This is a genomic window from uncultured Candidatus Kuenenia sp. (assembly GCF_900696675.1).
Taxonomy (GTDB): Bacteria; Planctomycetota; Brocadiia; order Brocadiales; family Brocadiaceae; genus Kuenenia; species Kuenenia stuttgartiensis_A.
The window spans coordinates 91,818-112,060 of the sequence record NZ_CAADGZ010000001.1; the positions used below are offsets into that span (position 1 = coordinate 91,818).

General features: G+C 41.7%; 18 protein-coding genes. 7 read left to right on the forward strand and 11 right to left on the reverse strand.

Going from position 1 to position 20,243, the window contains the following annotated elements:
- Positions 1–918: 918 nt before the first annotated feature.
- Positions 919–2,589 carry an SHOCT domain-containing protein gene (locus QZT26_RS00330; RefSeq protein WP_295099956.1) on the reverse strand — a complete coding sequence of 557 codons (1,671 nt, stop codon included), beginning with the start codon at positions 2,587–2,589 and terminating at the stop codon, positions 919–921.
- Positions 2,590–2,821: 232 nt separating this feature from the next.
- Here QZT26_RS00330 and QZT26_RS00335 point away from each other — a divergent pair, with 232 nt between their 5' ends.
- The 5 genes from QZT26_RS00335 (at position 2,822) to QZT26_RS00355 (ending at position 8,100) form a co-directional block, all read left to right on the forward strand.
- A complete protein-coding gene (locus tag QZT26_RS00335) occupies positions 2,822–3,694 on the forward strand; it encodes a DUF362 domain-containing protein (RefSeq protein WP_099325281.1) in 873 nt (290 codons plus the stop codon).
- A gap of 292 nt (positions 3,695–3,986) precedes the next feature.
- Positions 3,987–4,796 carry a molybdopterin-synthase adenylyltransferase MoeB gene (gene moeB, locus QZT26_RS00340; protein WP_099325280.1) on the forward strand — a complete coding sequence of 270 codons (810 nt, stop codon included), beginning with the start codon at positions 3,987–3,989 and terminating at the stop codon, positions 4,794–4,796.
- A gap of 1 nt (position 4,797) precedes the next feature.
- On the forward strand, positions 4,798–5,367 hold the full coding sequence (locus tag QZT26_RS00345; protein WP_099325279.1) for a pyruvate kinase alpha/beta domain-containing protein: 570 nt from the start codon (positions 4,798–4,800) through the stop codon (positions 5,365–5,367).
- Positions 5,368–5,471: 104 nt separating this feature from the next.
- Positions 5,472–6,611, forward strand: coding sequence for an ATP-binding protein (locus QZT26_RS00350; RefSeq protein ID WP_099325278.1), 1,140 nt, complete (start codon positions 5,472–5,474; stop codon positions 6,609–6,611).
- Positions 6,612–6,768: 157 nt separating this feature from the next.
- A complete protein-coding gene (locus QZT26_RS00355) occupies positions 6,769–8,100 on the forward strand; it encodes a sigma-54 dependent transcriptional regulator (protein ID WP_230405713.1) in 1,332 nt (443 codons plus the stop codon).
- A gap of 70 nt (positions 8,101–8,170) precedes the next feature.
- On the opposite strand, the gene QZT26_RS00360 is transcribed toward QZT26_RS00355, so the two are convergent.
- From QZT26_RS00360 to QZT26_RS00380, 5 genes are all read right to left on the reverse strand, one after another.
- A complete protein-coding gene (locus QZT26_RS00360) occupies positions 8,171–8,764 on the reverse strand; it encodes a penicillin-binding protein activator LpoB (protein ID WP_099325276.1) in 594 nt (197 codons plus the stop codon).
- 18 nt (positions 8,765–8,782) lie between these two features.
- Positions 8,783–9,211, reverse strand: a complete 429-nt coding sequence (locus QZT26_RS00365; RefSeq protein ID WP_099325275.1) for a YcfL family protein — start codon at positions 9,209–9,211, stop codon at positions 8,783–8,785.
- Positions 9,212–9,355: 144 nt separating this feature from the next.
- On the reverse strand, positions 9,356–10,921 hold the full coding sequence (locus QZT26_RS00370) for a hypothetical protein (protein ID WP_157820522.1): 1,566 nt from the start codon (positions 10,919–10,921) through the stop codon (positions 9,356–9,358).
- 170 nt (positions 10,922–11,091) lie between these two features.
- A complete protein-coding gene (locus QZT26_RS00375) occupies positions 11,092–11,994 on the reverse strand; it encodes a CsgG/HfaB family protein (protein ID WP_157820521.1) in 903 nt (300 codons plus the stop codon).
- A gap of 175 nt (positions 11,995–12,169) precedes the next feature.
- Positions 12,170–13,303 carry a PEGA domain-containing protein gene (locus QZT26_RS00380; protein WP_099325272.1) on the reverse strand — a complete coding sequence of 378 codons (1,134 nt, stop codon included), beginning with the start codon at positions 13,301–13,303 and terminating at the stop codon, positions 12,170–12,172.
- Positions 13,304–13,875: 572 nt separating this feature from the next.
- Here QZT26_RS00380 and QZT26_RS00385 point away from each other — a divergent pair.
- Complete coding sequence (locus QZT26_RS00385; RefSeq protein ID WP_099325271.1) at positions 13,876–14,958, forward strand: hypothetical protein; 1,083 nt, start codon at positions 13,876–13,878, stop codon at positions 14,956–14,958.
- A 2-nt stretch (positions 14,959–14,960) separates the two neighbouring features.
- Complete coding sequence (locus QZT26_RS00390) at positions 14,961–15,794, forward strand: hypothetical protein (RefSeq protein WP_295099962.1); 834 nt, start codon at positions 14,961–14,963, stop codon at positions 15,792–15,794.
- 543 nt (positions 15,795–16,337) lie between these two features.
- On the opposite strand, the gene QZT26_RS00395 is transcribed toward QZT26_RS00390, so the two are convergent.
- From QZT26_RS00395 to QZT26_RS00415, 5 genes are all read right to left on the reverse strand, one after another.
- Positions 16,338–16,952 carry a DinB family protein gene (locus QZT26_RS00395; protein ID WP_099325269.1) on the reverse strand — a complete coding sequence of 205 codons (615 nt, stop codon included), beginning with the start codon at positions 16,950–16,952 and terminating at the stop codon, positions 16,338–16,340.
- A 196-nt stretch (positions 16,953–17,148) separates the two neighbouring features.
- On the reverse strand, positions 17,149–17,739 hold the full coding sequence (locus tag QZT26_RS00400) for a TetR/AcrR family transcriptional regulator (protein WP_295099964.1): 591 nt from the start codon (positions 17,737–17,739) through the stop codon (positions 17,149–17,151).
- A gap of 112 nt (positions 17,740–17,851) precedes the next feature.
- Positions 17,852–18,397, reverse strand: a complete 546-nt coding sequence (locus QZT26_RS00405; protein WP_099325267.1) for a 2-oxoacid:acceptor oxidoreductase family protein — start codon at positions 18,395–18,397, stop codon at positions 17,852–17,854.
- Positions 18,398–18,406: 9 nt separating this feature from the next.
- Positions 18,407–19,144, reverse strand: coding sequence for a thiamine pyrophosphate-dependent enzyme (locus QZT26_RS00410; RefSeq protein WP_099325266.1), 738 nt, complete (start codon positions 19,142–19,144; stop codon positions 18,407–18,409).
- Between the two features lies 1 nt (position 19,145).
- Positions 19,146–20,237 (reverse strand): 3-methyl-2-oxobutanoate dehydrogenase subunit VorB, encoded by a 1,092-nt coding sequence (locus QZT26_RS00415; RefSeq protein WP_205713348.1) that lies wholly within the window; start codon positions 20,235–20,237, stop codon positions 19,146–19,148.
- Between the last annotated feature and the right edge of the window lie 6 nt (positions 20,238–20,243).

Here is a 20,243-nt window from a genome sequence, read left to right on the forward strand (position 1 = left end):
CCGCGCATTCAACATTTTCCCTTGCCATTTTACCGCATAAGCTGAATAAAGAAGCATGTTATAACAAATACGCCATGCTATTCACCTTATGCTTACACCGTTACATTGTTTTAAAGATCGAATACAAATCTCTCATAAAAAAATACAAACTCTCCTTTCAAAAAATAAAATGCACATGAAGCGAACGTAAGATTTCAGCCAGTTTCCTAAATGATTTCCACCAATTATTACGCTATATGCACCAATGACGCCTTCAATGTATTGGTCTGTAACTTACCGCTTTTTCGTACGGCCAAAAACAAAGAAGAATCGCTTCACATTGATATTTTTCGGGATATATATATTTTATTCGCAATAAAATATCAAACGCAAAAGTATTGGCAGGATAGGTAACTCAATTTAAACAGACGTCAGGTGTGATAAATGAGCGAAATGTATGCCAGAAAGATGTACGCCGGAAACAGGTTTCCTAATTAGGAGTTACAACGTTTTAGCGGGAAATACTTATTGATGGGTTCTGTCGGGTTGTAACGCTTTAGTTTTTTGAAAAACCAGGGGCGAAGCATTTGCCCGTTTGGGTATGAATGTATTTATGACAATTTACAGCAAATGCTTCGCCCCTACATTATGCGGCAAACATCGCTATTATTGGAATTTTTCAAAAGACTAAATTGTTACCTTTTTTTTCGTAAGTTTTTCTTTGTGCCCTTTGCGTTCTGTATTCTTTGTGCCCTGTGTGGTTAAATCCTTTTTGGTTGCGGCTTTGCTGCGATATGTATTTAATGACAAAATCCCCCTGCCAGCAGGCAGGAACAATATAAAACGTGGGGTTCAAGTTGCAAACTTGAACCCGCCAGGAGTGGGAACACTCATTGGTGCGTTTGCGGGATAAGAGGCGCGTCGATGGGTAAAATATGGTCAATTGCTTGTCAATTGGGCTTTTTTGGCTTCATAGTCTTCTTTGGTAATGATTCCTTGTTCCATCAATTCACGAAGTTCTGATAATTTTTCATTGTTAACATCTTTATCAATAATATCAGAGGTAAAAACATCCCTACCTGTTATTTCCTTGTATTTGAACCGGTAATCTTCTTCTGTAATAAGCCTGTCATTATATAACCCTTCCAGCTCGCTTACTTTTTCATTATAGGGGTTCTCATCAAAGGCAAAAGACCCTGATTCCTCTTTCACGCTTAATTCATTATACTTATGCCGGTAATCTTCCTCCGTTATCAACCCCTCTTTATATAATTCTTTAAGGGCGCTAAGCTTTTCTTCTCTGTCAGCGCCTGGTGGAGGAGGAATCGGAAAGGTCTTTTCTTCTGTTTTAAGTACCAACTCCCTCTTTTTTATTTCAAAATCTTCTGCTGAAATCAGGCCTTCCGATAGCATTTCATGCAATAGCCTTAACTTATGATCCGTTGGCAATGTCTCAATCGCTGAAGTTCCCTCATAACCCTCCCCTCCCTGTCGTTGTTCCCCTCCCGGTTGCGTATACGGCTCTTCCTTATAATAGGTCTCTTCAATATCGGTATGCTTATCTAATGGTGCATTGGGTAAACGGTATGTATCTTCCGGTAGTTGTGCATATTCATCAACCTTTTTTAAGAGCGCAGCGTCTTTTTGGGGCAAGTCTCTTTTCGGCAAATTCTCTGGTTCTGCAAAGGTATATTTCTCTCCACCCATGATCAGTGCATCTTTCTTTTTTTCATATTCATCGGCGGAGATAATCCCTTCTTCTTTTAACTTCAAAAGGCGGGTAAGTTTTTCATGCAAACTTACGATGTCCACTTCTGGAGGCTCAACAGACTCTGCATTTTTTGCCTTTTTTTTACCCCTCTCTTTTAACGTTAGATAATCGTATGAAGCAGTACCTTCTTTTTTTGTTTGAAAATCCCGAACATCGGACAAGGGCAAAGCAGCTTTTTCTTTCATACCTTCCTCTGCTGTCGCAACTTTCTCCGTTTCTTCGATAATTTCTTTCTCTGTGCCTTCCTCTGATGAGACTTCAACTTCTTCCTTTATTTTCTTTGCAGTAACACCTGCAAGCCGTTTTTCTTCTTTTGCCCCCCGGTCTGTCTTTTTCTCTTTTTGTGTAAATTTCTGATCCCTACCATCAAAAGGCGGAGAAAAAATTGAAATAGCCATAAATGCTTCATCGCCGGTATTCACAAATTTGTGTACCGTTTTGCTGGGAATCTGCAAAATGGACCCCGATTTTACCATGTATCTCGTACCGTCAAGTATCGCAATAGCGTTGCCCTTTTTCACATAAATAACTTCATCATGGCGTTTGTGGTAATGTGAGGAATATTCGGTATTTTCACGCAATTGAAGCACATGCATGCTGGAATTTCTATTCTCACCAACATCGGTAATTTTTACATCTTCACCTTCCAGAAGAGGGTTCTTTTCCACGACATCCTCAATATTTTGCACACTAAAATCGAAAATATCCGGGAATTTAGTGGGATGCTTCAGTGATTCTACAAAGTTTGACGGATAATACTTAACGGTCGTGCAGCCAATGCCGACGAATAAGAGGACGAGAAGTGAAAGGGAAAAGGGGGTTCTTTTTATGTATGCCATTATCGCTATGTTTAGTACAATATTTAGTATAGGGGCGAAGCATTTGCTATAAATTGTCATAAGTATGAATATTACCTGAAAATTATTTAAGGGAAAGTAAAATGTCTGTAAAAAGCATTGAAAGAAGATTATTTCTTAAAAAAGCATTGCTAATGGAAGGAGGTTTTGCGCCACTTCAATCCTGGCAAAATACCTGAAACATTGTTCAGCACACTTTGCCCATGGAAATGATATGCAACCTGCAGTTCTTCCCGATGTAGTTATCGGGCGGGATGATGCCGTTGTTGCTGACAATGGAAACGTAAAAGAATCAAAAATAACAAATCTCCTGCATACAGCAGTTATGCAGCTGGCAGGCTCTGCCTCAAAAGAGCATGCATGGCAGAGGCTTTTTCGTCCATACGATATTGTAGGCATCAAACTAAACTGTCCTTTCGGCCGTATTATGTCGTCGCATGTAGCAATAGTAGATGCCATTTTCCATAGACTCAAATTTGCCGGAGTGAAGGATGTAAACATCATTGTATTTGAACGGTATAACAGGGAACTTGAAGCGGCAGGGTTTCGGGTGAGGCGTGCAACCAAAGGCGTGCAATGTTTTGGTACTGACGAATTACCGCAGGGCGGTTACGACTCCGAACCCCAGATAGCCGGAAGAGTGGGAACATGTTTCAACAAAATAGTCTCTAAAATGTGTACCGCCATCATTAACGTTCTCGTCCTGAAAGACCATGCCCTGGCAGGCATTAGCGTTGCCATGAAGAATTTTTTTGGAGCAATGCACAATCCGAACAAATACCACACCAACAATTGCAATCCCTATATTGCAGAACTGAACAGCCATCCCTATATCGTAAACAAGGTCAGGTTTATTGTTTGTGACGTCATACTGGCGCAATACAACGGAGGCCCCCGGTTACAAGCCTCAATGGACATGGAATTACAACGGCATTATTGTAGGAAGGGACCCTGTCGCTTTCGACAGGATATGCCATACTATTATCGAAGCTCAGAGAAAAAAGATGAAACTTCCCTCTTTACAGCAAGCTCGCAGGGAGCCAAAATATATCTCCACTGCTGCCATGCCCGGATTGGGAACAGATGATCTCTCAAAAATAAACGTTGTCTCTATTTAATGGCTTTCGCTTGCCAGCAGTTGGCAGTTGGCAGATTGTGGATTGTGGAAATTATTATAAAAACCTCAATTTATTGAGATGTTACGCAAAATGCACGTTCTCTAAAATGTATTGATTTGCTCAATAGCATTTGTTATCATTTTTTCTCAAAAGATATTTAAGCCTTGTAAAGCTCAGTGGATACAAAGCGGGCCATGTTATGGTACATGGCCTTTTTTCTACAGATAATTAACAACTTGGCAAATAGGTTAGGAAAAAAGCATGTCATTATCATTTACTGAAGAACAAATAGAACGATATTCCCGTCACATTATTCTCCCCGAAGTCGGAGGCAAAGGCCAGCAGAAGTTATTGAATGCCAGGGTGTTTCTGGTAGGTGCGGGCGGCCTTGGCTCTCCTGCCGCATTTTATCTTGCCGCCGCCGGCGTTGGAAAAATCGGAATTGCCGATGGTGATTGTGTTGATTATTCAAACCTGCAACGCCAGATATTACATTCTGCAAAAGACGTCGGGCGCTCCAAGGCTATTTCGGCGAAAGAGACCCTTGAGGCATTAAATCCCGATGTAGAAGTCATTCCTTATACCGAACGGTTAACTTCCGGCAATATCCTTGATATTATTAAAGATTATGACGTAATACTTGACGGCGCCGATAACTTTCCCACCAGATATCTCGTGAACGATGCCTGCGTTTTTCTCAGAAAACCGCTTTCGCACGGCTCCATTTTCCGCTTTGAAGGACAAGTAACCACCATTCTGCCATTTGACGGGCCTTGTTACCGCTGTCTTTATGAAGAGCCACCGCCTCCGGGCTTAGTGCCTTCTTGCAAAGAAGCTGGAGTATTGGGGATATTGGCAGGCGTCATTGGCACCCTCCAGGCGACAGAAGCAATCAAACTCATTCTGGGAAAAGGACAGTTATTAAAAGGCAAGCTACTAATATATGATTCCTTAAACATGGAATTCAAAAAGGTGAATGTCCGGAAAAATCCCAATTGCCCGGTATGCAGCGATAAAGCTACGATCAAGGAACTTATCGATTATGAAGAATTCTGCCAAATAAACACTTAACATGTTGAAAAAGAACATCTTCTATTTTGAAAAACCGGGAAGAGAAAATACAGAGGAATGCATAGAAATAGCCGCATCATCTGTCTCTGAAGGATATAAACACGTTGTTGTTGCCACTTCCGTCGGTGAGACTGGCGTTGCAATGGCAAAGAAACTGCACGGTAAAGAGGTAAACCTTGTAGTTGTAACTCATTCAGCCGGTTTTCAGGAACCCAATCATCAGGAATTGCTTCCTGAAAACCGGGATCAAATCGTAGCCCTGGGAGGCAAAATCTACACAGGCACCATCCTTACACACTCAATAGAAACCGCTTTTTCGCAAAAATTTAACGGACTTTATCCGGCGATGATCGTTGCACAATCGTTACGAAGACTGGGCGAAGGATTAAAGGTTTGCTGCGAAATTGTTATGGAGGCATGCGATGCGGGACTCATCCCCGAACGGGAAGAAGTGGTTGCGGTTGCCGGCACAATAAGGGGCGCAGATACCGTATGTATAATAAAATCTGCCGCCTCAAAGAGGTTCCTCGATGTAAAAGTACTTGAAATCCTGGCGAAGCCACGTTGTTAATCCACCCCGGCGCCCTTTTTCCATACCAAAATGTAGAGACGCACGACCGTGCTTCTCTACCTTAACTCCGATGCGAACCTTTCTAATGTCTGGAGGAAATAAAGTTGGAAGTATCCGGGAATTTTCTACAAGCAGCCATTGATGGTATTCGCGCATATATCAATATAATCGACAAAGAGTACAATATATTGTTTGTCAACGACGCGGTAACAAAGAAACTCCGGAAAACACGCCAATCCATTGTCGGGAAAAAATGTTATGAACAATTATGGAACAAAAATGCACTCTGTGAGAATTGCGTAACTCCAAAAGTCTTTGAAGACGGCAAACCCCACCAAAGGATAAACTGGGAGAACAACGCTGCCGGAAAAAATCGCTGCATTGAACATTTTGTATTCCCAATACCAAACAAACATGGCCAGGTTGAATTTGCGGTAGAAATCTTTATGGATATCACCGAAAAAAAAATGCTGGAAAAAGAACGGGAAGAACAGCGTTTGGAATTGGGCAAAAGAATACGCGAACTTCGTCATGCGTACGAAGAACTCAAATCTCTGCAAAACCAGCTTTTGCAGGCGGAAAAAATGGCTTCAATAGGACTCCTCGCCTCCAGCCTAGCTCATGAACTAGATACACCCCTTGCTACCATCTCCGGGTATTGTGAGTTGTTATTGGAGGAAGTTCATGATGAAAAAGCTCTCGGCAAAATCAAAACCATCTCCGACCAAATCGCCAGGTGCCAGAAGGCAACACGAAATCTATTAATTTTTTCCAGAAAGTCCGATAGTGAGAAAAAGGAATATCATATAAATACGTTAATAACTACTATCCTGGCGCTGGTGGAACATCGTTTAAAAATCCATAAAATAAACATCCGCAGGGCATTTGACAAACAGTTGCCCCCTTTATTGGTAGAAGGAAATCAAATCCAACAGGTTATTTTAAACCTTGTAAATAATTCAGTGGACGCCTTACCCAATGGCGGAGACCTGTTTATCAAAACGAGGATGAACAATGCAGAAAAATCCGTGGAAATTGTATTTGAAGATAATGGTACAGGCATCCCCGAAAAATATCATAAACGTATTTTCGAACCATTTTTCACCACAAAAGAACAGGGAAAAGGCACCGGTCTTGGTTTGTCAATTTGTAAGGACATAATTTCCGCACATAACGGCACGATACGCCTTGATAACAATACAGACAAGGGGACAAAATTTATTATCTCACTCCCCTGCAAATAGTAGCTTAAAAGTTGTTTTTTACATTTTTTGGCAAAAGATTTAATTGTCCCTTCTGCCGTCGGCAATCTACAGTCGGCAGTCGGCGGTTGACCAATGACTAATAACTAATAACTGTAGTAGGTTTTTATAAGGGAGTCATACTCTGAAAAAAATATTAGTGGTAGATGATGACCCGGCATTGGGAGAAATGTGTACGGAACTCCTGAAAAGCAAAGGATATGCAGCGGACGCCGTTACAAATGGCGCTGATGCCATAGAAAGGATTTCAAAAGATCCGGAGTATGCCATTGTCCTCACGGATTTTGTTATGCCGGAAATGGACGGCATACAACTGCTCTCAAAAATCAAACAGATCAATTCCGCTATTGATGTGATTGTAATGACCAGTTACGGCACCGTCTCAAGCGCCGTAGAAGCAATGAAGCACGGGGCGTCTGATTACATAACAAAACCTTTTAAACGCGATGAACTTGTTCTGGTGATAGAAAAAATACTGCAAATGCAACGCCTCGAAGGAGAGGTAGACCGATTACGGTCTGAACTTGGAGAAAAATACACCTTTGGCAATATCATCGGAGAAAGCCCTAAAATTAAAAAAATATACGATATTATCTCCCATGTCTCAGGCACGGAAGCAAACATACTCATCCAGGGCGAAACGGGCACCGGAAAAGAACTGGTGGCAAAGGCAATACATTATAACAGCGCCAGAAATAACCACCGCTTCGTCAAGGTAGATTGTTCCTCTTTAACGGAAACCTTGCTGGAAAGCGAACTTTTCGGACACGAAAAAGGCGCTTTTACCGGTGCGACGAAAGACCGGGTTGGGCGTTTCAGAAAAGCAGACCATGGCACTATCTTCCTTGATGAAATAGGTAATATCTCCCTTGCCGTTCAGGCAAAGCTGCTGAGAGTCCTGCAGGATAGTGAATTTGAAGCGGTAGGTAGCGATGAATCCATAAAAGTTGATGTGCGCATCATTGCCGCTACGAATGCCGATCTTGAGGGTTGCGTTGAAAAGGGACTTTTCCGCAGCGATCTGTTTTACCGGCTTAATGTAATACGGATATTTCTACCGCCATTAAGAGAACGAACAGAAGATATCCCTCTGCTTGCCGCCCATTTTCTAGCTATACACAACAAGAAAAACCGGAAAACCGTGGAAGGGTTTTCCCGCGATACACTAAATATACTCACGTCATATGCGTGGCCCGGAAACATCCGCGAACTTGAAAATGTAATTGAACGCGCGGTAATTCTCTGCAAAAAGAACAGAATCACCCCCGAAGACGTTCCCTTATATCAGGAAAAAATGGGGACGCGCCCCGGCCTGTCCGGAAAACCGCTTCAGGAATTATTGGAACAGACCGAACGCCAGATAATCATAAATACATTAGAAGCCAATGACGCCGATAAGGAAAAAACCGCAAAAATACTAAAAATCTCCCGTGCAAGTCTCTACAATAAACTCAACAAATACAAGATATAAGCATAGGGGACACATCCCATCCACATCCCACAAGGATAGTCATATTTATGCACAATTCCGGCAGGCAAAACTACCATCCAATAACGCCTTTTTTGCTTTGTTTTGAGAGTTCCTTTTCATCTTCCCATACGGCAAGGCCTGCGTTATTCGTGAGGGAAAGTTGAAAGGTATAAGTTACTTGTCTTATGTCATTTTGCCGTTCACGTTTTTCAATGATCTTGCCTGAAAGCGAGAAATCCGGCATGCGCTGCGGCTCTGTTTTGTCGCTATAAAATTCTTTCTCCTGTTGTATGCCTTGCGCCAGAGGGTCTTCGGCTATGCCACCCAATCCGATTGTAGTAGTTGTCAGCGCCTTTCCACTTATATTCAGCGCAACCCTGATCTTTTTTATTAACAGGTCAGTATCAATCTGTTGAGTAGTATTGTTTGTAATGCGGCTTATCGCAAGCATTGCCGGCTGGATTGGTGCAGTATCCAACGCACCCGACGCCAGAAGCGAATTAATCATTTCCTCCGCCGCATACGAAAAGTCCTGAATGTTTATATCAGTAGTGACGATGGTACGCGGGCCTCCGGTCTCAACATATCTTGTATGGGTAGAACAACCGGCAAAAAATAAAGATGCTACTGCAGGCAACACAACTACGGTTAACGGTAATTTCATCTTGTATCCTTTCTTCTCTTAATTATCCCTGACGTTTTCCATAAATTTCACACGAAAATCACGCGCAGTCTGTTTCGGCGCTGTCGCAGTAATAGAAAGTGTCTCTTGCCCCTCTATTTGTCTTGGAACCCATACAGATGCAGGTGTATCCACACGCATACCATTCTCATCGAACCATTCTATTTTGTAAGTAAATTCCTGCATGGAATTTTTTCTGTTAAGTATTTCTATCTGCAGTTGAAGAAATCCACCCGGCGTTACGGCTTCGTTCAATCCAACGATGCTGACCTTTTTATTAAGCGTAGCATCGGTAATAACACGTTTGTCAGTAACCACCTGCTTTGTTCCTACAGGCTCTTCACGCTCCACGGTGTTAACTGTGGTGCATGAAGAAAAAAAGGTTATGCCAATAAACATCCCTGCTAATAATAGTGTAATATTTTTCATGCTGCCTCCTTTATAAATTGTTTAATTGCTGGTCATTCAATCTTGTTCCCTTGTAGGGGCGAAGCATTTGCCGGTTTGGGTATTAACGCCTTCATGACTATTTACAACAAATACTTCGCCCCTACTTTTTCAAAATCCAAAGTGTTACGGCATTTCATGTTTTGTCTCTGTATTTTTCTCTTTTTGAACATCTTGTTCTGCGGAAAAGGCCTTAGCATCTGTAGCCGCAACTACCGGTTCTGGGCGCCTTACCGGCAGGTTTATCCCTTCCGGACTATCTTTTAGCCTGAATTGGGCAACCGTAAAAGGACTATTCCTGCTTATGGATTTAACCCATACCACATTCATTATACCATCATCTATTGTTACCGGTAATTTGAAACCCGAATACGGTTGTTCCAGTTCAATTTTCCGGTCAACCGGTGTAGGAAAGCGGCAAAAATGAAATTCCTTAGGCAGGGTCTGCCATGTCCTTATATCAGCCTGATTCATTGCCGCCTGATATACGAATGCCGCAAACATCACGACAAGCCCTGCCGTTGTATTTTTTTGGTTGCCGCCCGTTACGCCTGTGTATGCGCCATATGCTGCACCAGCCTTTATTGCAGAAGCAATAAGTGTTTTAGTAACTATGAGAGATAATTCATTTTTAAAATCCTGCGCAATAACGGCATCCATGCTTGACAACAACATTGCCGGCTCTGTCAGACCGTCATGTGAAATGTTCAGAGAGGAGATAAAATCATTATTATATACAAGTTTAGGAATCGCCGCACCAAAGTAAGGAAGGCCAGGCATTATGAAAAAAAGCGGCAAATCAATACGAATGCTATCCCTTGCCGGCGCTTGCCCTGTTTCAAAGATAACATAGGTGGTAGCCTGCAGTGGTTGCCCGATCATTCTTTGTCTCACCATTTCAATATCCTGATTGATATATGCATTTTCTCCAATCATGCTACGCACCCGTTCAAATGATTTCAGTGATCGCTCCAGGTCTGAACTGCTTGTTGCCTGCGCCATAAAATAGAGGGCATCGAGATAAACAGTAAGAGGGTTGACATAAAGCTCAAGGGCTTTAAACCGCTCAAGGTCTGAAAAATTATTTTCATATTGTTGCTTAAATTTACTGTCACTATTAATTTGGGCAAGATTAATATTGTAGTTTTGCTTTTTCCCTTCTTCCTGCGCTTTTTCAATTCGGGCTGAATTTATATAGACAGCATCTTCCTGTCGTTGATGTGCGCGGTAAAGTTCGACACGCGCCTTTTCATACTCTGCCAGTTGAAGATAATTAAGCGCTTTGTAGGTATTCATCATAATTTTGTCATACGCAAAACCTTCATAAGGCAGCATTGCAAGGTTAGTGACAGTTGCTAACGTCTCGCGGGCAACTTTTACCTTTGCCTTATCCTCATACTTATCAATAAGCTCTTCCGCCAGATCAAATGCCTTGTTGCTTTCTTCGTATTTCCCTGCAGTTCGCAGGACTGCCCCCTGCTCCAATCTCCACACAACAGCGTCCTTTGATTCACCTTTTTTTTCTGCCTGTTCTGATATTAACGCTGCCGCCTCATGGAAATTGCCGGATTTCCACTTTTGGTTTATCCTCTGTGTTTGCATATTGTAACTGGCGCATCCGGCACATAACAACATCGATACCGTCATACTCAATAAAATGTGATGCCATATAGTTTCTCTCTTGTGTCTCATACCAGCAAATTTGTCATAAAATTATGTTAAGGCAATTCACCCAATTTAATGTTTAGGCATTTTCAATATTTTTGTAGAGACGCATGCAATGCGTCTCTACCTTAACATCAACCCGCATGGAAATCTGCAATCCGCAATTTGCCGATTGCAGACTGCCTACTGCCTAAATTTTACTGCGCTTTTCTCACTATTGCCCCTTTATCAATCCCGTGATCTTCTATAATCTCAGCCGTCGATACCTTCGGGAGTATATTAACAATTTTCACCTTGCCAACCAGGATTTCTTCCCTGCCGAGGGATTCGTTTGTATCGGGATCAATCAATTCATCCCCCACTGCAAAGATGTCCCATATCTGACCTGAAGCAATATCAGTTTCATCTCCCCGGTTAATAGTAATCCGGTTATCTCTTTTACTTAGTACTTTTGGAGGGAAAATCACATCTGTCATCCTTTGAGCAATTTTATCCGCCATTTTGCGTGCAATTCCCACTAACAGCGCTTCATTGAGATCGCCATCCCTTGTCGAATAGGTTTTATTTTCAGAAATGTCCTTATTGCTTATCTGAAAATTGGCAGATTCCAGCAATTTGCCGGTAGTGGTGTCATATATTTTGCCGATACATGAAAGCCTGATAACCCGTTTCGTAGCGGTTCTTCCTGTTTTCTTAAATGTTGCAAGCTCGTTATAATCCTGAAAATCATCAATTGTTGCAACGAGTAAATACTTTATCCCTGAAATCTTAAATTGTTTCGCAGCGGTGCTGTCATCCGCGGAAACATTTCCGGAATGTGCAAACTCCTGTTCTTTAACAATATCGTCAAGATCATTACGGGCAACTATCTGAAATTTTCTGGTTGCGTTAATGCGGTCTGCCAATTGCCCGTTCATAGATTGCATCACGCGGTCTAAAGAAAGCCTACTTCCACTCCTGTTAGCGCCAGCTATTATAGCTTGTGTCGGTCTAACGGATGCAATACCCATTGTTTCTCTTTCTGCAAACGCCCTTGTTTGCATCAAAAACGCCAGCGCACATCCTAAAAAAAGTATTTTCATCATGGTCGGTTTTTTCATACACACCTGCCTTTCTTGTAAAGTAGGGCGAAGCATTTGCCCGTTCGGGTATGAACGCATTTATTGCAATTTACGGTAAACGCTTCGCCCCTACACTATGCGGCAAACACCGCTATTATTGAGATTTTTCAAAATACCAAAGTGTTACAAAAGTGTTTCTTCCTGGTTTTCCGTGCTACCAGAACAATTCGAAGATGGAGTTTATTTCCTTGGCTACATCTGCCTTTACGTCAATCTTGAATCCGCTTTGCCGTAACATCTGCGCACCTCCCTTTATTAATTCAACATTGGCATCCGTTAATTTTTCGCCGTTTTTCAAATGCTGAAGAAAAGCGGTATTATCCTTCCACCTTGCATAGCCAGCTTCATTCATCTGCAATGCCACCTTCAACCTTTGTACGTTATAAACATTAATTGTTCTTTCCCAGTCCCTGAATCCCTCACGGGTAAGCCGGATCTTGTTTAACCCGGGTGGCGCTTTAAAAACGCCAGGTGCAGCGCCAATAACAACGCCGTTGAGTTCTACGGTTACATCCAATACCTGCACTTCAAGGTTGCTGTTTTGCACTACAACCATAGTCTTGTCTTCCTTTACCAGGACGTCAGGCACACTTACCGGAAGTTGCACAAGGTCTTGCATGCCGCAGGCAATGGTGATTTCCACAAAATCAGGCTTTGGCGGAGGCGGGGCAATATGCTTGCTCCCCAAACTTTCTGCAATCCTGTATGCCGACTCATCCAGCAGCATATTCATCATGTCATCATCTTCAACCGTACTCCTTTCGGTAAACCGCTCAGATTTGCTTGCCATAATTGTATCCGCAACCAGGGTGCTACCTTGTAAACCTTCCAGTATTTTGTAGCTGGCACGCAGATTGGTGACTAAATTAACTGTTTCGACGCCATATCCTTTAAACTTTTTCTTTTCTGTTCCAAAGGAACTTATCGATGCGGCAATAAGATAGTCGGCATTCATCATTTGTGCCAGCCTTAGTGCGGATGTATTGTTACTGAGAAGTGTATCCAGTCTGTTTTCTTTTGCCGCACCTGGGGAGTAGGTTTTCAAACTGTCTGTTACCACTTCACGGCTAATGACGTTAAACCCCTTTTCAGCAACACGGCTGGTAATAAAATCCTCAAATACTGCAATCTTATTATCAAACTGGCGTCCTGCCCTGTTTTCCACAAAAATTGCCGCTTTGTGCACCTGTTTATCATCTTGCTGCGCGAAAAGATATGCATTTAAGGAAATAAAATACAAAAGCATAAAGCCTGTAACAAAAGACATGCGTTTTAAAAAAAGCGACATAATTCACCTCCTTTTGGTATATTTCTGATTTCATAAACCTTATTTGTTCGATCATATTACACATTTAATCATTATATTAACTCATATTTTATAAAATATAGCTCAATAAATCACGATTTAGTTTGTTTGAATCGCATATCCTTGAGGATTGTAAGAAATCATTTGTATTGTAACGCTTTAGTTTTTTGAAAAATTCCGGGAAAAAAGGAGAACCCCGAAGGGATAATTATGATTATAGAAAAACTTGGGGGTTTCAATCCTCATCCAGCCCGAAGCTTAGTCGCTCCACTCCCCGCAATGACAAATGTTTTGAACATTCAAAGCATTTGAATTTAGGATTTGTTTCGTATTTCGATATTCAATATTAGAATTTGTTCTCAATATTTTTTTTCAGTAATGCGTCTTCACACTGTCAGCGTTGAATTCACACATTATGAGCCTGTTGAGTATATCTTCGGAGGTATGATTGTTCCTCGATTGTGGAAATTAATTGAAATACCAAAATATATTGACTAACATTATGGTATTATGTTGATTTATATTTCAGGCTTGTTTTATTTAGGAAAGATGCAATGAAAATTACCATGTTAGGATACTCAGGGTCCGGTAAAACCACTCTCATGCACGGAATGGCCTCCACCCTGGCGCCGGGAAACGCAGACCATGATTATGCTTTGATCCCAAGGCTAAAAAATGATGATGAATTGGCGTCTTTTAATGAAGAAGTTGATGTACTGGTTGATTTTATGGAAAATACCGTAGAGCATGCAGGTTACTGGCCTCTCGGAACGAATAAAACCACCGTATATCCATTTGCAATCGAATACCTAACAAACCATAAAATTACAAATATAGAATGGGTGGACTTCAGAGGAGGGCTTTTATCACATATTTTTAAACCTGCACATAGAGATGAAAAAGAACTGGAAGCGCTGTTTTTTCACTTAATCGAAAGCAATGTGGTGGTGATTGTTGCAGATGCTTATCATCTTACTCATTTTACCAGAATTGATGAAATCAGACATTTTTCCGGTGCTAAGATTATTAATCTGATAATGAACAGGTTTGACAGAATATACCCCAACAGAAAATTGAACATCTTAATTGTTCTTACCAAGGCCGATTCTGTTGATTCCTGCTGGAAGGAAGAAGATTATAAACAACTCCTTGATAAGGGAATGGAAGTATTTGACCCGGTGGTGAAACTTTGCCGGAATAACAGCAACTGGAATGGCGGTATCCTGCCGGTTTCTGTTATTGGTGAAGAAAATGTAGAAAGAAAAATTACCCCGAAAACCGATTCGGATAGCCCTATGGATATCCCTTTTTTAGCGGAAGACAAAATTATAGGACTGCCCCAACCGTTTAACACGGAATATGTTCTTTATTTTTGTCTTGGCTTTTCCTTGTTGCAAATGAAAAATGCGGCAAAGGAATCTATATCTGATTATCAAAAAACCATAGAGCAGGTGCTTCAGGATGCCGGGACATTAAACTCAATCTGGTCATTTTTACGCGGCAGGCCAAGCGCTGCTGAAATCGCCCGCAAGTCCTCGGAAAAGAAAAAGAGAGACGAAGAATCCTTGCTTAAGTTTGAAAGCCATATAGATACACTTATGGATTATACCAGGAAAAGGGTAAGGCTTTTTGCGTGAATGTGGAACGATTCATATATTCGAGGACTTTGACTGCTGACTACCGGTGGATTGTTACGTCTCCTTTACTTTCTTCTAAAGAGACACACCTGCTTGAACGCTTTATTGATTTTTTTAAAAAATATCGTTTCGCATACGCAAAAGCCCCGCTTAAACCGCTTTTTTGCATAAATTTTCCGGAAACTACTGTGCTTTTTACCCTTCAAAGCAGTATGTTCAAAGATGAATTCGGCAGGGACATTTATTCCCTGGAGGGCATTTGCACAGGTCGTATTCACAGGAAAATTTTATGGAAAAAAATGCCAGAGATAGTAGACAATTACACAGGGGTGCTTAATCCCTGGACCGATATAAATTTCCGGAAAGCAGATAATCTGGTAAATAACCCATCTGCGTCCTACACTCTGGAAAGTCTGATTCCTGATAGAGTCCCGCCCCAGCCTCAAACCGAAAGCATGGAAGTTCTGCCGGAATCGCAAACTCCCTCCGGCACAATCATTATTCCTTTTGTTGAAGAAGGATTAAGAAAACTGAAAAAAACAGTTAATTCGTCTTCTTTTTCACCATCAAATTTTGCATTTGGATGCACCACCGACATGCTGAAAGCAGAGCAATTTCGCATAATAGCTTACGTAGATGACAAGAACAGAAAAGAATCCATTGGAAAACCTGCAGAAAGGAAAAAAAACAAATCACCCATTTCCGGCGCCTCTGATGCTACTGTGAAAATTACAACAGAAAATATGCAAAAAATTAAAGAAAAAAGACGTTTCTTCACAGACGAAAAATGGAAGAAAATAGTTGATAGAATACGGCTCGTATTCCTTAAAAAATAATTGCAATATGTTTTATAACGATTTGTATTCCCTCAATAATTCTCTGAACTTGCCAAAGGCTGCTTCATATCAATTTACTCTGCAAGATCAACCTCGGCACTATTTTTAGCAAGGACACCGGAGGTCAAATCTTTCAAAATGACATGGCCTCGCTAAACTCCAAAGACGCTTAATATTCTACCTGCTTTTCTCCCTAGCTTCATAATAAACTCTTCCCTGTGTATTTTCCCATTTTCTTTCTACAGCAGCATATTAAAGATGAGCGGTTTGTGCATAGTGGAAATCCGCTCAATCTTCAGAATCCTTAACATTTTGTATCGTGTTTTACTAAAAAACAATTTGCAATGTTTCCCCTTGTAGTCTACGCAGTGTTTAAAGACTATGAAAGAAATTCACTGGCATAATTCAGGGGACACCATACTTAATTTTAGAGATTTTAATTTGTCAAACCGCAAGTATGGAATGTCTGCAAAAGTCCAAAAATCATGTAGCGCAATGTGGTTAAACCATTCTGCTTCCACCCTGCCACGCCATGTTCCTTAATTATTTTGTTTCGGGCCGTTCAGTACATGGTTTGTCACCTGGCCCTGGTAATGGAGCTTTATTATTGCCTCCAGCCGTTTCTCCTTCAATCAAGGCTTCGATACTTGGATATGGATATATTGTTTCCGCCTTGTTTTGCATTAAACCTCCTGTATCTGCAGTTGGGCCATACGTACTGTAAATTTCCCTGCCTATAATTCTGAGCAGCATTGTCATCTGCCCACGATGGTGAGCGGTATGGGCAATTCTCCTTGTGACAATCCAGGCGCGTGAACGCCTGACATTAAAAAAGCTTACTTCTTCCTCCCACCATGCATTATCTTTTTCTCTCAATGCATCCAGGCGTTTCCCGGAATCTTTCGCATAGCATTTAATAAATTCCAGCCGTGTTTCATTTGATGGTAATGGAAGAGCCCCTACATCAATTCCAAGCATATTGCAAAACCACACATTCTCTCCCATGCATTGATGAACCATATGCTCATGTGCATTTCTTCCCCTTTTGTCCTGCGGGTGAGGGCGTCTTTTTAAGTCGTCATCTTTAAACGTACTCCAGGTGGTGAGCGTTTTAATACGTTCAGTTTCATAAGTATCTACAAGGAATTTATATGCCATCTGCAATCTCCTTTCATTAATTCAATATAATTGTATAAATTGGGTGAGTTTCAAAATAGAAACCCCTAACGGTATAATAAAAAGCTTTGTAACATTTTAGTCCTTTTCAAAAAACTATAGTGTCGCAAAAGATTAAACCTCCTAAACATTGAATTACTAAAGGCAGACAAGTCTGTCTTTGAATATCAAAAATTTTTTAGATATCTATATTTAATAATATGCATGCGGCGTCTCTGGCTGCCTTGACAGGCCATGCCTGTCCATAATTTTGACTGGCAACAATTGCTCCTTCTACCAAAACATAAACCATATCCACATCCTTCTTAATATTAATATTATTATAACGCTTATCAGAAGCCTTTAATCGAGATAACATTTGTTTTAAATATAACCTTAAGTCGTCCTTATGTTTTACTACCTCTGTCCTGATCTTGCTGTTAAGAGAAGGTACCTCGGATGCAATATTTAAAAACGCACACCCCCTGAAATTGCATTTTGTCATCCACTCACTTAAAAATCCAAATACCCCTTTGATACGGTCTTCAATAGATGTATGTTTTTCAACACTGCTTCTTAACCAACCCATCCAGACAACATGACGCACCTGCAAATACGAGACGCAAAGATTTTCTTTTGAGGAAAAATGGTGGTAAAACGTTGCCTTTGCAACCTGCGACTCAGCAATTATCTGGTTAATGCCAGTGGCAATATACCCCTGCTCATAAAATAACCGCAATGCGGTTTCTATTATTCTGTCTCTTGGAGAATTCTCAGCTTTATTATCCATAATTCAACATATACCAGACAGACTTGTCTGTCAAGGGTAAAGATGAAATATCCATGAGCTTATGGCACAAAAAATATTAAAGCGGGGGGGATATCACGGGAAAGGTAAAATTCTATACGTTGAGGGAATGTATTGCTTGCATGCCTTTTTCCAAAGCTTGCTGGTTGATAGCCAGTAAATCCTTTTTTCTTCCACACAATGAGATATTTAGCTGGCCTAGAATGCTCTCGGCAGTAAATAATTTTTTTACCTCCAAATAAGCGCCCAGCATAACAATGTTGGCAACTAACACATTTCCCAGTTTACTGGCAATTTCCGTTGCCGGTATGGGATATATTTTCACATCGGGAAATGAATCAAATTTAACCATAGAAGAGTTTAAAAGCAACAAACCGCCGTGCGTTATCAAGTCTTTATATTTTTGATAAGAAGGCTGGTTCATGACGATCAGTGTGTCAGCTTCTTCTATGAGCGGGGAAAATATTTCTTCGCTGGAAATAACGAGGTGATACACCGCGGTGCCGCCTCTTACCTCGGTGCCATAGGAAGGAAAATATGTTACGTAAAGGGAGTCCGCTATTGCAGTCTGTGCAAGCAATTTCCCCAGCAGCATCATGCCTTGTCCGCCAAAACCCGCCAAGATAATCTTTTCCGTCATTCTGCTTCTTTACTCCCAATCCTTTACAATACCGAGGGGAAAGGTACCGGTCATTGTTTCATCAATATGCTTCATAGATTCGTTTGCGCCCATTCTCCAGTATATCGGGCAGGGGGACAATATCTCTATCAAAGAAAAACCTCTCTTTTCCTTTTGTGTTTTAAATCCTTTTTCAATTGCTTTTTTCGTTTTCCGGATGTTTTCAGGAGACGAAAGGCTTACTCTTTCAATATAGCTGCTGCCCTCAAGGACAGACAATAATTCACAGATACGAATAGGATATCCATCGTTCGAAGGATTTCTGCCTTTAGGCGTCGTGGCGCTTTTCTGCCCTATCAAGGTTGTCGGCGCCATCTGGCCGTTTGTCATGCCGTAGATTGCATTGTTGACGAAAATAAACGTAATATGCTCTCCCCTGTTTGCCGCATGAATAATTTCAGCCATACCAATTGCCGCTAAATCACCATCTCCCTGATAGGCAAATACAAAATGATCAGGGTGTACCCTCTTGATACCGGTGGCGACGGCAGGCGGTCTGCCGTGTGCGGCTTCGCACATGTCAATATCAAGATAATTATACGCAAGAACGGCGCACCCAACGGGGGCAAGTCCGATGGTTTTGCCACGAATGCCCCACGCATAAATAATTTCGGCAATAAGTCTTAGCACAATTCCGTGTCCACAGCCGGGACAGAAATGTGTTGGTGTGTCTATGAAAGTTTCCGGTTTTTCGTAAATAGCCTGCATATTATTTCACCCCGGCAAATGGTAAAGGTGTCTTTGCCGCCATGTTTTTCGGCAGTATTTCCACTATTTTATTTATTATTTCCAGAGAAGTAGGTACGCCGCCGCCTGTTCTGCCATAAAAGTGGACAGGACATCTTCCTTCAACCGCAAGCCTAACGTCTTCCACCATCTGGCCGGCGCTCATTTCAACGGTTAACAGGCATTTTACCCGTTCAGATATTTTTCTTATATATTCACCCGGAAAGGGCCACAATGTTATCGGGCGTATTAGTCCGACCCGGAATTCAAACTGGGCACTTTTTCTCATGGCTTCCTTACAAATACGCGCAGAGGTGCCGTAAGCCACTAATACAACGTCCGCCTCGTCAATATTCACGGCTTCATACCGTACCTCATTTTTCTCGATTTCCTTATACTTGTTCTGCAACTTGGCGTTAAATACCTCTAATTCCCCTTTGACGGAATAAAATGATTTTATTATTCTCCTGCTGCGGTTATCAGCGCCGGTCAGCGCCCAATCTTTTAACGGCAGATTTTCCCTGAATTCCTTTTTAAATTCGACCGGCTCCATCAGTTGCCCTATCTGTGCGTCTCCCAGGATCAAAACAGGGTTGCAATACCTATCCGCCAAATCAAATGCATCATAAACAAGGTCTGCCATTTCCTGGACAGAACTAGGCGCAAGCACTATTAACCGATAATCGCCATGTCCGCCGCCTTTGACCGACTGAAAATAGTCCGCCTGCGAAGCGGAGATATCGCCTAAACCAGGCCCTCCGCGCTGAATATTGACGATAACACAGGGGAGCTCGCTTCCCGCAAGGTAGGATATGCCTTCCTGCTTCAGGCTTATTCCGGGGCTGGACGAAGAAGTCATAGCGCGGCCTCCGGCGGCTGCACTGCCATGCACCATACTTATGGCGGCAATTTCACTCTCCGCCTGAATGAATGTGCCTTTTACCTGAGGCATTCTCACGGACATATAATTAATCAGCTCATTTTGAGGCGTAATGGGATACCCATAATAGTATCGGCAGCCTGCATAAACTGCCGACTCTGCGGCAGCTTCATTGCCCGTTAGTAATTGTTTCATAATACG

Coding starts and splice junctions, on each gene's coding strand:
- QZT26_RS00370 (WP_157820522.1), bottom strand. CDS start 10,921: ATGAGACACAAGAGAGAAACTATATGGCATCACATTTTATTGAGTATG.
- moeB (WP_099325280.1), top strand. CDS start 3,987: ATGTCATTATCATTTACTGAAGAACAAATAGAACGATATTCCCGTCAC.
- QZT26_RS00410 (WP_099325266.1), bottom strand. CDS start 19,144: ATGCAGGCTATTTACGAAAAACCGGAAACTTTCATAGACACACCAACA.
- QZT26_RS00360 (WP_099325276.1), bottom strand. CDS start 8,764: ATGAAATTACCGTTAACCGTAGTTGTGTTGCCTGCAGTAGCATCTTTA.
- QZT26_RS00395 (WP_099325269.1), bottom strand. CDS start 16,952: ATGGCATATAAATTCCTTGTAGATACTTATGAAACTGAACGTATTAAA.
- QZT26_RS00415 (WP_205713348.1), bottom strand. CDS start 20,237: ATGAAACAATTACTAACGGGCAATGAAGCTGCCGCAGAGTCGGCAGTT.
- QZT26_RS00400 (WP_295099964.1), bottom strand. CDS start 17,739: ATGGATAATAAAGCTGAGAATTCTCCAAGAGACAGAATAATAGAAACC.
- QZT26_RS00380 (WP_099325272.1), bottom strand. CDS start 13,303: ATGTCGCTTTTTTTAAAACGCATGTCTTTTGTTACAGGCTTTATGCTT.
- QZT26_RS00405 (WP_099325267.1), bottom strand. CDS start 18,397: ATGACGGAAAAGATTATCTTGGCGGGTTTTGGCGGACAAGGCATGATG.
- QZT26_RS00385 (WP_099325271.1), top strand. CDS start 13,876: ATGAAAATTACCATGTTAGGATACTCAGGGTCCGGTAAAACCACTCTC.
- QZT26_RS00335 (WP_099325281.1), top strand. CDS start 2,822: ATGCAACCTGCAGTTCTTCCCGATGTAGTTATCGGGCGGGATGATGCC.
- QZT26_RS00365 (WP_099325275.1), bottom strand. CDS start 9,211: ATGAAAAATATTACACTATTATTAGCAGGGATGTTTATTGGCATAACC.
- QZT26_RS00375 (WP_157820521.1), bottom strand. CDS start 11,994: ATGAAAAAACCGACCATGATGAAAATACTTTTTTTAGGATGTGCGCTG.
- QZT26_RS00345 (WP_099325279.1), top strand. CDS start 4,798: ATGTTGAAAAAGAACATCTTCTATTTTGAAAAACCGGGAAGAGAAAAT.
- QZT26_RS00330 (WP_295099956.1), bottom strand. CDS start 2,589: ATGGCATACATAAAAAGAACCCCCTTTTCCCTTTCACTTCTCGTCCTC.